The sequence below is a fragment of the Micromonospora citrea genome (genome assembly GCF_900090315.1).
GTDB classification, from domain to species: Bacteria; Actinomycetota; Actinomycetes; order Mycobacteriales; family Micromonosporaceae; genus Micromonospora; species Micromonospora citrea.
Map to the genome: position 1 here is coordinate 4441263 of NZ_FMHZ01000002.1, position 12860 is coordinate 4454122.

11 protein-coding genes and 1 pseudogene are annotated in these 12860 nt (G+C 74.4%); 6 read left to right on the forward strand and 6 right to left on the reverse strand.

Annotation, left to right across the window (positions count from 1 at the left end; all coding sequences use genetic code 11):
* Nucleotides 1-32 precede the first annotated feature (32 nt).
* Nucleotides 33-298: pseudogene (locus tag GA0070606_RS20435) on the reverse strand (DM13 domain-containing protein); the annotation flags it as partial.
* Between the two features lie 52 nt (nucleotides 299-350).
* Nucleotides 351-1865: a glycosyltransferase family 2 protein gene (locus tag GA0070606_RS20440; RefSeq protein ID WP_091103003.1), complete on the reverse strand. Its 1515-nt coding sequence runs from the start codon at nucleotides 1863-1865 to the stop codon at nucleotides 351-353.
* A gap of 226 nt (nucleotides 1866-2091) precedes the next feature.
* On the opposite strand from GA0070606_RS20440, the gene GA0070606_RS20445 reads away from it, so the two are divergent.
* The 5 genes from GA0070606_RS20445 (at nucleotide 2092) to GA0070606_RS20465 (ending at nucleotide 6320) form a co-directional block, all read left to right on the forward strand.
* On the forward strand, nucleotides 2092-3006 hold the full coding sequence (locus GA0070606_RS20445) for an ABC transporter ATP-binding protein (RefSeq protein ID WP_091103007.1): 915 nt from the start codon (nucleotides 2092-2094) through the stop codon (nucleotides 3004-3006).
* Nucleotides 2999-3883, forward strand: a complete 885-nt coding sequence (locus GA0070606_RS20450) for an ABC transporter permease subunit (protein ID WP_091103010.1) — start codon at nucleotides 2999-3001, stop codon at nucleotides 3881-3883. The genes GA0070606_RS20445 and GA0070606_RS20450 overlap by 8 nt, the downstream gene beginning before the upstream one ends.
* A complete protein-coding gene (locus GA0070606_RS20455; protein ID WP_091103014.1) occupies nucleotides 3880-4836 on the forward strand; it encodes an ABC transporter ATP-binding protein in 957 nt (318 codons plus the stop codon). Before GA0070606_RS20450 ends, GA0070606_RS20455 begins: the two co-directional genes overlap by 4 nt.
* A 4-nt stretch (nucleotides 4837-4840) precedes the next feature.
* Nucleotides 4841-5551: an ABC transporter permease gene (locus GA0070606_RS20460; protein WP_091103018.1), complete on the forward strand. Its 711-nt coding sequence runs from the start codon at nucleotides 4841-4843 to the stop codon at nucleotides 5549-5551.
* A 118-nt stretch (nucleotides 5552-5669) separates the two neighbouring features.
* Nucleotides 5670-6320, forward strand: a complete 651-nt coding sequence (locus GA0070606_RS20465) for a hypothetical protein (RefSeq protein WP_245724749.1) — start codon at nucleotides 5670-5672, stop codon at nucleotides 6318-6320.
* Nucleotides 6321-6389: 69 nt separating this feature from the next.
* Here GA0070606_RS20465 and GA0070606_RS20470 read toward each other — a convergent pair whose 3' ends face one another.
* Nucleotides 6390-6902, reverse strand: a complete 513-nt coding sequence (locus tag GA0070606_RS20470) for a DUF6640 family protein (protein ID WP_218106033.1) — start codon at nucleotides 6900-6902, stop codon at nucleotides 6390-6392.
* Between the two features lie 55 nt (nucleotides 6903-6957).
* Nucleotides 6958-7710, reverse strand: coding sequence for a siderophore-interacting protein (locus GA0070606_RS20475; protein WP_091103022.1), 753 nt, complete (start codon nucleotides 7708-7710; stop codon nucleotides 6958-6960).
* Nucleotides 7711-7806: 96 nt separating this feature from the next.
* On the opposite strand from GA0070606_RS20475, the gene GA0070606_RS20480 reads away from it, so the two are divergent.
* Entirely contained in the window at nucleotides 7807-8520 is a 714-nt protein-coding gene (locus GA0070606_RS20480; protein WP_091107940.1) for a TetR/AcrR family transcriptional regulator, read from the forward strand.
* Between the two features lie 22 nt (nucleotides 8521-8542).
* Here GA0070606_RS20480 and valS read toward each other — a convergent pair whose 3' ends face one another.
* Nucleotides 8543-11107, reverse strand: coding sequence for a valine--tRNA ligase (gene valS / locus GA0070606_RS20485; RefSeq protein WP_091103025.1), 2565 nt, complete (start codon nucleotides 11105-11107; stop codon nucleotides 8543-8545).
* A 156-nt stretch (nucleotides 11108-11263) separates the two neighbouring features.
* A complete protein-coding gene (locus GA0070606_RS20490; protein WP_141721747.1) occupies nucleotides 11264-12844 on the reverse strand; it encodes a trypsin-like serine protease in 1581 nt (526 codons plus the stop codon).
* Nucleotides 12845-12860 lie beyond the last annotated feature (16 nt).

Here is a 12860-nt window from a genome sequence, read left to right on the forward strand (position 1 = left end):
CCACTCCACTCGCAGGGGGCGCGGCCGGCGGATCAGCGGGGCGCCGCCAGGGGTGCCGCGCCGAACGGGACGGCGAACCGCTCGCACCAGATGGCGACGCTGGTCAGGCCGGCCAGGCCGACGTCGGCCGGGATCTCGTACCCCTGGTCGCCCCGGTTGCCCCTGAGCCGGCCCAGCTCGACCCACCGGCCGTCGTCGAGGACCGCCACCCGGCGGTGTCGGTGCGCACCGGCTGGTCGGTGAGCCAGACCCGAAGGTACGGGCCGTTCGAGGCGGCCGGCCCGACCAGCTCCAGCCGGGGCCGGGGGAAGCCCTTCCCCGGCCCCGCCGAGGGCCGGCGGGCGGCCCGGTCAGGGGCGCCCGAGGCGGCGCCGGACGGCCCGGCGCAGGCGGGGCCAGAAACGCTGGTAGTCCTCCACCACCGGGGCGGCGCCGTCGGCGGGGAACCACAGCCGCAGCCGCAGGTGGCCGTCCTCGGCCCAGCCGGCGCTGGTGACGCGGACCTTGAGCGTCCAGGCGCCCGCGGTGCGGCCCCCGTTCAGGGTGGCGGTGTCGACCGTGGCGACGGCCCGGTGCCGCAGGTGCCGGACGCCGGCGGAGCCGGGCACCCAGTCGTGCTCGACCGTGACCGGCAGGAACAGCTCCTCCCTCGTCACCTCGTGCCGGGCGACCAGGTCGAGCCTGCTCCGGCCGAGGACGGCCGGCACCTCCCGCAGCGCGGGGTCGACGCCGTCGACCGGCAGCACCAGGACGTCCCGGTCGCCGTCGGCGGTGAAGGCGACGGGCCGACCGGCCGACTCCAGCCGGGCGGAGACCGCGATCGTCAGCGTGGCGCCGGACAGCTGGTGCCGTTCGACGGCGCCGACGGCGCGGACGCCGGCCTCCCACTCGGCCATCCGGCGCAGGTCCGCCGTGCGGCCCTCTTCGAGCAGGTGCGTCAGCACCCGTTGCAGCGGGGGCAGGCCGGCGGCGACGCCGGGCGCGAACCGCTCCCGGATCACCCCCTGGATCTCCCGTACGACCTCTGCCAACCAGTCCTCGGGGGCGTCGAGCATCCGCCTGCCGCGTACCCGGTTGAGCATCTCGTTGCGCAGCCACCGGCGGTGCAGCCGGTCGCGCAGCGGCCCCGGCTCGGTGTGCGCGTCGACGATGTCCAGCGCCTCCCGCAGGCTGGCGTAGTACTCCACCGGGTCCAGCCGGTTGGCCGTCACGTTCCCGGCGTCGCCGCGGCGCGCGTGGTGATAGCAGGTGTAGTCCGACAGCACGCAGGTCCGCCGGGACAGCAGATAGGACCGCACCACCATCCGGTGGTCCTCCAGGCGCCGCGGCCAGCCCTCCGGGAAGCGCAGCCCGTGCTCGTCGAGGAAGGCGCGGCGGAACATCTTGTGGCAGGTCAGGCTGTCGATCAACGGCGAGTTGGCCAGGGTGGCGTCGAAGCGGTTCCGCCGGAACAGCTCCCGTGGCACGCCGCGACCGTGCCCGGCCATCCGGCCGATCACCACGTCGGCGTCGTGCGCCCGGGCACAGTCGTGCAGCCGTTCGAGCGCCTCGTCGCCGAGCCAGTCGTCGTCGTCGACGAACAGCACGTACTCGCCCCGGGCGTGTGCGACGCCGACGTTGCGCGGCCGGGACGGCCAGCCGGAGTTCTCGATGCGCAGCACCCGGAAGTGCGGGTGCTCGGCGGCGAGCTTCTCCATCCGGTCGGGCGTGTCGTCGGTCGAGCCGTCGTCCACGAAGATCGCCTCGAACTCCGTCGACGGCAGCGACTGGCGCAGCAGCGAGGCCACGAGACTGTCGATGTGCGACCCGGTGTCGTGCGTGGGCACCACCACACTCACCCTGGGTGACGTCGTGCCGCCGGTCATGCTTCTCCCCGTGGTCGGTCGACCCCGGCGGATCCGACTGCCGGGCAGCGGTGAACCGCTCTATGTTGGACGTTTCGCGCACCGGATCGGTTGCGGGGAGATTTCCGCGAAATTGCGCGGTGCCCCCGGGCGGGCGGACCCTAGGGGGCGCGGACGGCGAGGATCAGGGGAGTGCCCGGGGGCGAGCCGCTGCCCACGGAGGCTTCCGCCTCCTAGGCTGGGCGTCGTGACACTGATAGCGACCGAGTCGCTGACCAAGACGTACGGGGGTGGGGTCACCGCGCTGGCCGACCTGACCGTCGCGGTCGAGCCGGGCATCATCGGGCTGGTCGGTGCGAACGGCGCCGGCAAGTCGACCCTGATCAAGATCCTGCTCGGCCTCCTCGCCCCGACCAGCGGGCGGGTCCGGGTGCTCGGCCTCGACCCGGCCACCGACTCCGCCCGGGTCCGCGCCCGGGTGGGCTACATGCCGGAGCACGACGCCCTGCCGCCCGATCTCTCCGCCGCCGAGCTGGTCACCCACCTCGGCCGGATGAGCGGGCTGCCGCGCACCGTGGCCCGGGAGCGGGCCTCCGAGGCGCTGCGGCACGTCGGGCTCTACGAGGAGCGCTACCGCCCCGTCGGCGGCTACTCGACGGGCATGAAGCAGCGGGTGAAGCTCGCCCAGGCCCTGGTGCACGACCCCGACCTGCTGCTGCTCGACGAGCCGACGAACGGCCTCGACCCGGCCGGCCGCGACGCCATGCTGGCCCTGGTGCAGCGGATCGGCACCGAGTTCGGCATCTCCGTGCTGGTCTGCTCGCACCTGCTCGGCGAGGTGGAGCGGATCTGCGACACGCTCGTCGCCATCGACGGCGGGCGGCTGCTGCGCGCCGACCACATCTCGGCCATGACCTCCGCCACCGACGTGCTCGCCGTCGAGGTCAGCGAGGGCACCGACGAACTCGCCGCCCGCCTCGCCGCGCTCGACCTGCCGGTACGCCGCGACGGCCGGCTGCTCCTCGTCGAGCTGGCCGACGACGCCACCTACGACCTGATCCTCGGCGCGGTCGCCGAGCTGGACCTGCCGCTGCACCGGCTGGACCAGCGCCGGCACCGGGTGGCCGAGCTCTTCGCCACGAGGGAGCCCAGCCATGCCTGAGCCGACCGGCGTCATCCACGACATCGGCTACCAGCGCTACACCGGCCCACGGCTGGGCCGCCGGGCCGTCTTCGGCGCGCTCTATTTGCACGGCCTGCGGACGGCGTTCGGGCTGGGCCGCAGCGCCAAGGCCAAGATCTTTCCCTGGCTGGTGGTCGCCATCGTCACCGTGGTGGCCGCCGGGCTCACCGCCGTGCGCAGCCAGATCGGCGAGGCGGTGATGACGTACGCCCAGTTCGCCGACAACATGAGCTGGCTGGTCATCTTCTTCGTCGCGGTGGTGGCGCCCGAGCTGGTCTCGCGGGACCTGCGCAGCGGGGTGCTGCCGCTCTACTTCTCCCGGCCGCTGCCACGTTCGGACTACCCGCTGGCCAAGCTGCTGGCGCTGGCGACCGCGCTCTGGCTGCTGCTCGGCGGGCCGCAGCTGGTGATGTTCCTGGGCGCCGCCTTCACCACCGGCGACGGCATGCGCGGGGTCTGGAACGAGCTGCTCGACCTGCTGCCCGGGCTGCTCTACGCCGGGCTGTGGGCGGTGGTCTTCGCCTCGGTCGGCCTGCTGGTCGCCTCGCTCACCGGCAAGCGGGCGTTCGCGGCCGGCGGGATCGTGGCCGTGTTCCTGATGACGACCCCGATCGTCGGCACCCTGTCGATCATGCCCTCCCAGGCGGTCAACGAGCTGGCCTTCCTCGCCTCGCCGTCGACGCTGGTGGGCGGCGTGGGCGCCTGGGCGCTCGGCGACCTGCTGGTGCCGGCGAGCCAGGGCGGCGGGCTACCGATCGGCGACTTCGGCCCCGTCTACGCGGCCGCCGCCGTGCTGCTCGTGGCCGGCTGCGTGGCCCTGCTGCTGCTGCGATACCGGAAGGTGGCCGCCCGATGACCACGATCAGCGCCGACCCGGCGGCGGGCACTCCCGCCGCCACCAGCACCCTGGACCTCGCCGGCGTCTCCCGCTGGTACGGCAACGTGGTCGCGGTCAACGACGTCAGCATGCGCCTCGGCCCCGGCGTGACCGGGCTGCTCGGCCCGAACGGGGCCGGCAAGACCACCCTGCTGCACATGATGGCCGGCTTCCTCGCCCCGTCCCGGGGCGCGGTCACCCTCGACGGCCGGCCCACCTGGCGCAACCCGGAGGTCTACCGCCGGCTGGGGCTGGTGAGCGAGCGGGAGGCGGTGCACACCTTCCTCACCGCGCACGAGTTCGTGCTGGCCAGCGCCAAGTTGCACCGGCTGCCCGACCCGGCGGAGGCGGCCCGCCGGGCCATCGCCCTGGTCGAGCTGGAGGGCGCGCAGGACCGCCGGATCGGCACGTACTCCAAGGGCATGCGGCAGCGCGCCCGGGTGGCGGCGGCGCTGGTGCACGAGCCGCAGGTGCTGCTGCTGGACGAGCCGTTCAACGGGATGGACCCGCGCCAGCGGCTGCACATGATGGAGCTGCTGCACCGCCTCGGCGACGCGGGCCGCACGATCCTGTTCAGTTCGCACATCCTGGAGGAGGTCGAGCAGGTCTCCGGCACCGTCCAGGTGATGGTGGCCGGCCGGCTGGCCGCCTCCGGCGACTTCCGCACCATCCGCCGGCTGATGACCAACCGGCCGCACGTCTTCGCCGTCCACTCGACCGACGACCGGGCGCTCGCCGTGGCGCTGATGGCCGAGGCGTCGGTGACCGGCGTCGAGCTGGGCCGCACCGGGCTCACGGTGCGGGCCGGCGACTACGGGGCGTTCACCCGCGTCCTGCCGAAGATCGCCCTGGCGCAGGGCATCCGGGTACGGCAACTGGTGCCCGAGGACGAGTCCCTGGAGAGCGTCTTCTCCTACCTGGTGGAGGCCTGAACCCATGTCTACCGTTTCCTGGATCACCGTGCGGGGGCTGTTCGGGCGTCGCCGGTTCCTCCTGCTGCTGCCGCTGCCCGTGGTGCTGGTGCTGCTCGCCGTGCTCTCCCGCTCGCTCGGGGTGGACCCGGGCCAGTGGGGCCCGCCGGTGCTGGTCGGCCTCGGCCTCGCCGTGGTGCTGCCGGTGGTCGCGCTCATCGTCGGCACCGGCGTGCTCGGCGCCGAGATCGACGACGGCACGGTCGTGCACATCCTCACCAAGCCGCTGCCGCGCTGGCAGATCGTGCTGCCCAAGTTGGCGGTGGCCACCGGCGTCACCGCGGTCACCGTCGCCGTGCCGCTCTACGTGGCGGGCGTGCTGGCCGACTCGGCGCGCCTCGGGCTGGCGCTCGCCGCCGCGTCGGCGGTCGGCGCGCTGGCGTACTCGGCGCTGTTCGTGGCGCTCAGCATGCTCACCCGGCGGCCGGTGCTGCTGGGCCTGGTCTACGTGCTGATCTGGGAGGGGCTGCTCGGCAACGTCGTCAGCGGCACCAAGGTGCTCTCCATCCAGCAGTACGTGATCGCCCTCGCCGACCGGATGGCCCCGACCGGGCTGCTGGAGGCCGGCGTCTCGGTGCCGGTGGCGGCGGTGATGGCCGCGCTGATCAGCGCGGGCTTCACCGTGCTGGCGATCGACCGGCTGCGCTCCTTCAGCGTGGCCGGCGAGACGAGCTGACCCCGACGGGCCGGGCCGGCCCTCCGGGACGCGACCTGACGGCCTCCGGGCAGCCCGACCCGGCGATGGTAGGGCTGCCCGGATGGACCGGGCCGGGCGGCTGAGCGAGGCTCACGGAGTGAGCGCGGAGACGGGGCTTGTGATGTCGCGGGAGGCCTATCCGGGTGCCGGTCGGCACTGGATGGTGAGCCTGGCGGTGGCCGGGTTGGCGGCGGCGGCGACCACCACTGCCGCACAGGCCACCGGGCACTTCCACTGGTGGGCGGGGTTCGTGCTGATTCCCGGCGCGCTGATCGCCGCCACCGGCGGGCCGCTGCTGGCCAGGGGCGGCGGGCGGGCCTTCGCCGGCTACGTGGTCGCCTGCCTCGGCGCGCTGGTGTTCGCGGTCGGGGCGCTGCTGATGTTCGGCGTGTTCGGGCGGGGCTGGCCCCTGATGATCATCCTGCCGTGCCTGGCGGTCGCCGGCACCTACCGCTGGCGGCTGGTCCATCCGTTGGCCCGGGGGCTGCACCGGGCGGTCTCCCTGCTGGCGCTGGCCGGCGCCGTGCTGCTCGGCGGGACGCTGCAACTGACCCGCGTCGACCTGGTCGGCGTCGATGCCGCGCCGATGTGGGGCGCGTTCCTGATGCTGGCCGGGGTGATCGTGCTGGGCAACGCCGTGGAGCTGACCCGGCACCGGATGCCGTACCGCCTGCAGGCGATCACCCTGCTGGTCGGCCCCGCCGTCGTCGCCTTCCTGCTGGGTCTGCGGCTGCTGCGCGGCTGGTGACCCGGGCGGGGCGGGCCCGGGCCAGCCGGCGGTGTCGGCGAACGGCCGCCGCCTGACGTCGCAGACGACTCAGTCCGACAGCGTCGTACGGCCGCGTGTCCCGGGCACGGAGCAGGCACAGTGGGCTGCGTGAGGCATCGGCTCGACGGGGCGGCGGGCGGGCGTGCGCAGGGCCCCCGCCACCGAGCCGACCAGGGCCAGCAGCAGGACGACGGCCATGAAGATCTGCCCGTGCATGCCGAGGACGAAGACGGTCCGGTCGGCGAACTCCGGGTCGTAGGCGGCCGTCCCGGGAAACAGCAGCGCGCCGAGCATGCCGAGCCACGGCGTGGCCACGACCGCGTCGGCGCAGAGCAGCCGCGCGCGCAGGGTCGGTCCCGGCCGGGCCGCGAGCCCCAGACCGATGAGGCCGAGGAGAACGGTCATCACCACGTACTGGGCGTCGTGGAACTTGGCGTGCGGCGGCCAACCGGGGTTGTGGACGTGCTGTGCCGCCAGGTCGGGGACGACCAGGTCGGCGAGGAGGGCGCCGATCGTCGTCACCGTCGCGACGAGGATGGTCAGGGTTCGTGGCAGGGTCATGGCGGTGTCACCTCTCGGCGGTCAGTCTCGTGAGGGCGTCGGCGTCGGCACCGACTCAGTGCAGGCCCCGCTTGCCGGGGGCCCAGAACGGCTTGACCTTGACGGAGGTACGCGGCCAGCCGCGCTCGCGGACCAGGAGGTCGCGGACCAGCTGGCAGGTCCTGGCCTCGCCGGCCACGTAGGCGGCCCCGGCGTCGTCGGGCAGGTCGAGGTCGGCCACGGCCGCGAGCAGCACCTGGGAGGAGGCCGCCGGCCGCCCGTGCCGGTGGACGCGACGCAGCGGCCGGTTCCCGGGCATGGGCAGGTCGTGCTCCGGGCTCTCGCTCTCCAGGACCCCGTACACCTCGGCCGAGGCGTCCAGCGCCCGGATCATCGGCCCGAACGCGGCGCTGGCGGTCTCCTCCCCGACGAACACGTGGTAGGGCGCCGGGTGGGTGAAGAAATGGCCCTGCGCCCACCAGAAGGTGACCCGATCGCCGGCCCGGGCCGCGCGGGCCCACCGCAACCCGATGCCGTCGCCCGGATACAGGTGGACGCGGAGTTCGATGGCCCGCCGGTCGGGACCGAGCTCCCAGATCGTGTAGGTGCGCAGTGTCTCGGCGGGACGCAGGATGCCCGCCACCGACAGCGGGTCCGTCAGCTGGATCCGGATGTGCTGACCCGGGGTGCAGGGGAAGGTGACGGGCTGGTCGGCCTCCAGCCGGAGGCGTCGCATGGTGGGCGTGACCTGCTCGGCGACCGTGATGGTCGCCCCGTGGGCGTACCTGCCGAAGACGGCGGTCAGGGGGTTACGCGTCGTACGGGCCACGACTCTCCTTAGAGGCTCTAAATTACTTAGAGGCTATAAGGAAACATAGGTGCCCTAGGATGTCAACCGGCGGGGTGAGCGATGGAGGGCGTGGCGATGGCGACACCGGTCAGCAGGCGGGAGAGACTGCGCCAGGCGACCCTGGAGGAGATCCACGCAGCCGCGCGCGAGCTGCTCGTCGAGCAGGGATCGGCCGCGGTGACCATCAACGCGGTGGCCCGCCGGGTGGGCATGAGCGGGCCGGCCCTCTACCACTACTTCGCGGGCCACGACGAGCTGGTCGGCGCGGTGACCGCCCGCTTCTTCCGTGAGATGGCCGCCGCGATGGAACAGGCCCGCGACGCCCGTGCCGACGCCCCGGTGGGCGACCGCATCCTCGCGGCCTGCCGGGCCATGCGAGCCTGGGCCGTCGCCCATCCGGCCGAGTTCGGCTGGATCTTCGCCAGCCCGATCGCCGCGCCGAACCGCCGGCCGGACTCGGCACGACACCAGGCGGCCGTACGATTCGAGCAGATCCTGCTCGACCTGACCGCCGAGTCGTGGCGGACGCGGCCGTTCCCGGTGCCGGACCTGGCCGACCTGCCCCCGTCCCTGCGCGAGCAGTTGGTCGCCTACTCCGCAGCCATCGACGGGCAGTTGCCGCCCGAGGCCGCGCACGTCTTCCTCGACTGCTGGATCCGCCTGTACGGGCTGCTGTGCATGGAGGTCCTGCACCAGCTGGACTTCGCCTACACCGACGTGGAGCCCGTCTTCGAGGCGAGTCTGCGCGACCTGTCCGCCCGCCTCGCCCTGGACCCCGCCGCGCCGTAGGGGGCGCGGCGGGGCGCCACGGTCAGAACGCGCAGGCGATCACGAGCTCGGACGTGCGGTCGGGGAGCAGGTCCAGCTTGGCGATGCGGCCGGCGGCCCGGACGTCGTCGGCGATCACGGTCAGCTGTTCCAGCAGGGCCGACGGGCCGAGCGCCTCGGCCAGCGGCACCTCCGCCTTCATCGACAGTTTCCGCTCCGACTTGGCCCGGCGCACCTGGCCGAGCGCGTCGGCGGCCAGCCGCAGCAGCTCCGGTTGGCCGGTGCCCTCGATCGCCCGGTCCACCTCGTACGTGGTGGGCCAGGTCGCGCGGTGCACCGAGCCGTAGCGCCACCACGACCACACCTCCTCGGTCACGTACGGCAGCACCGGGGCGAACAGCCGCAGCTGCACCGAGAGCGCGGTGGCCAGCGCCGCCCGGGCCGAGTCCGCCCCCGGCCCGGAGCCGTAGGCGCGCTCCTTGACCAGCTCGATGTAGTCGTCGCAGAACCGCCAGAAGAAGCCCTCTGCGACCTGCAACGCGGCCGTGTGGTCGTACGCCTCCAGCGCCGACGTCGCGGCGGCGACCACGCCGGAGAGTTCGGCGAGCATGGCGCGGTCCAGCGGCTCGGTGGCCGGTGCCCGCAGCGCGTCGGCGGCGCCCAGCCCGAGGGCGAACTTCGACGCGTTCAGCAGCTTGGTCGCCAGCCGCCGGCCGACCTTGATCTGGGCCGGGTCGAAGGCGAGGTCCATGCCCGGCTTGCCGTTCGCCGCCCAGTACCGCACCGCGTCGGCACCGTGCTGCTCCAGCAGCGCCATCGGGGTGACCACGTTCCCCTTGGACTTGGACATCTTCTTGCGGTCGGGGTCGAGGATCCAGCCGGAGAGCACCGCGTCCCGCCACGGCAGCACCCCGTGCTCCAGGTGCGAGCGGACCACGGTGGAGAAGAGCCAGGTGCGGATGATCTCCTGCCCCTGCGGGCGCAGGTCCATCGGGAAGACCCGGGCGAACAGGTCGGGGTCGGTCTCCCACCCGCCCACGATCTGCGGTGTCAGCGACGAGGTGGCCCAGGTGTCGAGCACGTCCGGGTCGCCGACGAAGCCGCCCGGGCGGCCCCGCTGCGACTCCTCGAACCCGGGCGGGGCGTCGCTGGACGGGTCGACCGGCAGCGCGGACTCGTCCGGCGTGAGAGGGTGGGTGTGGTCCGGCTCGCCAGCGTCGTCGAGCCGGTACCACACCGGCACCGGCACTCCGAAGAAGCGCTGCCGGCTGACCAGCCAGTCACCGGTCAGGCCGCCCACCCAGTGCTCGTAGCGGTGCCGCATGTGCTCCGGCACCCAGCGCAGCTGTCCGCCCCGGGCCAGCAGCTCGTCGCGCAGCTCGGCGTCCCGGCCGCCGTTGCGCAGGTACCACTGCCGGGTCGAGACGATCTCCAGCGGCCGGTCGCCGCGCTCGTAGAACTTCACCGGGTGGGTGATCGGGCGCGGCTCGCCGACCAGGTCGCCCGCGTCGGCCAGCATCCCCACCAGCGTCCGCCGGGCGCCGTTTACGGTCTGCCCGGCCAGCGCCGCGTAGGGCCGCGCCGGCACCCCGGCGGGCGCGTCCGGCAGCAGCCGGCCGTCCCGGCCGATCACCACCCGGGTGTCCAGCCGCAGCTCCCGCCACCAGGTCACGTCGGTCAGGTCGCCGAACGTGCAGACCATCGCGATGCCCGTGCCCTTGGCCGGATCCGCCAGCGGGTGCGCCCGCACCGGCACCTCCACCCCGAAGACCGGCGTACGCGCGGTGCCGCCCACCAGGTCGGCGTACCGCTCGTCGTCGGGGTGGCAGACCAGCGCCACGCAGGCCGGCAGCAGCTCCGGGCGGGTGGTGTCGATCAGGATCTCGTGCCCGCCCGGCCCGGCGAACCGCAGCCGGTGGTACGCCCCGGGCCGCTCCCGGTCCTCCAGCTCCGCCTGGGCGACGGCGGTGGCGAAGCCGACGTCCCAGAGCGTCGGCGCCTCCGCCTGGTAGGCCTCGCCCCGGGCCAGGTTGCGCAGGAACGCGCGCTGTGCGGTGGCCCGGGCCGCCCGCCCGATCGTCGTGTACGTCAGCGACCAGTCGACGGAGAGGCCGAGCCGCCGCCACAGCGCCTCGAAGACCTGCTCGTCGGCGATCGTCAGCCGCTCGCACAGCTCGATGAAGTTCCGCCGGGAGATCGGGGTCGGGTCCCTGCGGGCCGCCTCGTCCACCGGGGTCTGCGGGGCCCGCCAGTCCGGGTCGTACGGCAGCGCCGGATCGCAGCGCACGCCGTGGACGTTCTGCACCCGCCGCTCGGTCGGCAGGCCGTTGTCGTCCCAGCCCATCGGATAGAAGACCGCCCGCCCGCGCATCCGCTGGAACCGGGCCACCAGGTCGGTGTGCGTGTACGAGAAGACGTGCCCCATGTGCAGCTCGCCCGATACGGTCGGCGGCGGGGTGTCGATCGCGTACACGTCCGAGCGCTCCTTCGAGCGGTCGAACGCGTACGTGCCCTCCTCCTGCCAGCGGCGCGCCCAGGTCTCCTCGAGCCCGTCCAGGGTCGGACGCTCGGGGACACCGGCGCGGGCCGTCCTCGCCGTATCAGTCATCCGTCGATGGTAGGCAGCGGCCGACGGCCGGGCCACGGGATTGCCGCGCGCGCCGCGCCGGGACCTGCGCCGGCGCTCCCGCCCCGCGCCGGCACTCCCACGCCGCGCCGGGATCCCCGCGGACGCTCCCGCACCGCCAGGCCGGGGAGGGCCGGGTCAGCGGGGGACCGGGCCGCTCACCGGGCCCTTGGTGGCCAGCCGGATCCGCAGCCCGCCGTCGGTGAGGGCGTTCGCCCGGTCCAGGATCGTGGAGACCGGGGCGTAGGAGTTGCGCTCGTTCGGGTTGGTGCACGCGCCCTGGCCCGGGTCGCCGTGCGACAGGATGCCCAGCGCCTTGCCGTCCGCCTCGGTGAACAGTGGACCGCCGCTGTCGCCCGGACGGGCGCAGATGCGCACGTCGATGCCGCCGCTGGCCTTGCCGATGATCTCGCCGCAGCGGGTGCCGGGCAGGTAGCCGGCGCCGGCGCCCGAGTCGACGTACTGCTCGCCGGCCTTCGGGGTGTACGCCGCGCCGGTGGCGCAGACCACCCAGCCGGGCTGGATGGCGCTCCACGGCACGTGCCCGGTGACCGCCACGTCACCGCTGCCCCGGGTGGCACAGCGGGGGTTGTCCGGCACGCACCAGTAGTTGACGAGGCTGGGCACCTGGGTGGCTCCCACCGGGTACGCCCACCTGCCGATCGCGCCGGGCTGGTACGGCATGACCGCGTAGTCGTACGGGTAGGCGTTCTCCGCCAGCCGCGGCTTCGTCGACTCGACGGTCACCGGCACCTTCGGCCCGAGGAACTGGTGCCAGGTGCGGTCCACGAGCTGGTGTCGCCCCCCGACGACGCAGTGCCCGGCCGTCAGCACGTACGGGGTCCGCACTCCGACGATCACGTTGAAGCCCGTCGTGCAGCCGCCGACGGTGCCGTCGTCGCGCGGCACGTCGAGCCGGATGCCGCCGCGCATCGGGGCCTGCGGGCAGTCGCGCGGGTCGCACGCCTTCTGCACCACCGAGCCGGCGATCCGGGCCCGGGCGCGGGCCGGCACCCCGGCTGCGCGCAGCGCGTCGGCCAGCCGGGGCTCGTCGGCGCGGATCCGGTCACCGGTGAGCACGACGACCTCGTTGGCCCGCTCGTCAACGACCACGTCGGCGCCGGCGGTGGCGTCGAGTGTGGCGGCCAGGCGGGTCGCCGCCTCGGTGAGCTGCCGCAGCGGATGCCGGGCCGGCACGACCCGGACGTGCGCCGCGTCCGGCAGGTCGGCGACCGCCGCCCGGACCGGCTCGACGGTCGTGGCGGCGACGGTGAGCACGCCCCCGGCGGCCTGGTCCAGCCACATTCCGCCGTACGCGGCGGGGAACCGCGACGCGAGCGACGCGGCCAGCGGCGCGGAAAGCTCCTGGAGCGCGAGCCGCCGGACCGCCTCGTCGGTGTCGATCCGGTAGCGGTCGCGCAGGTAGGCCACGGAGGCGGGGCTGCCCTCGGCGACCTCGGCGGGCGGGCGGGCCCGGAGGGTCACTCCCGCCCCCGGCGGGGCGCCGCCGCCTGAGGCGCGGCTGCCCAGGCCGCTGTCGGCGCTGGCCGGCGCGGCCGCCGGGACGGCGCCGTCGCCCGGCCGGACCGGGGCCGCCTCGGCGGTGGGCCTGGCCGGCGTCCGGCCGGCGTCGCCGAACGGAAGCCCGGCGACGGCCGCCGCCCCCGCCGCGCAGGCGACGACCACCCCGGCCACCACCACCCGTCGTCGCAACCGCACCTGGGTACCTCCCCGT

Excerpts from the sequence above, each read along its gene's own strand:
- GA0070606_RS20440 (WP_091103003.1), bottom strand. The coding sequence starts at position 1,865 with ATGACCGGCGGCACGACGTCACCCAGGGTGAGTGTGGTGGTGCCCACG.
- GA0070606_RS20450 (WP_091103010.1), top strand. The coding sequence starts at position 2,999 with ATGCCTGAGCCGACCGGCGTCATCCACGACATCGGCTACCAGCGCTAC.
- GA0070606_RS20455 (WP_091103014.1), top strand. The coding sequence starts at position 3,880 with ATGACCACGATCAGCGCCGACCCGGCGGCGGGCACTCCCGCCGCCACC.
- GA0070606_RS20460 (WP_091103018.1), top strand. The coding sequence starts at position 4,841 with ATGTCTACCGTTTCCTGGATCACCGTGCGGGGGCTGTTCGGGCGTCGC.
- GA0070606_RS20470 (WP_218106033.1), bottom strand. The coding sequence starts at position 6,902 with ATGACCCTGCCACGAACCCTGACCATCCTCGTCGCGACGGTGACGACG.
- GA0070606_RS20480 (WP_091107940.1), top strand. The coding sequence starts at position 7,807 with ATGGCGACACCGGTCAGCAGGCGGGAGAGACTGCGCCAGGCGACCCTG.
- valS (WP_091103025.1), bottom strand. The coding sequence starts at position 11,107 with ATGACTGATACGGCGAGGACGGCCCGCGCCGGTGTCCCCGAGCGTCCG.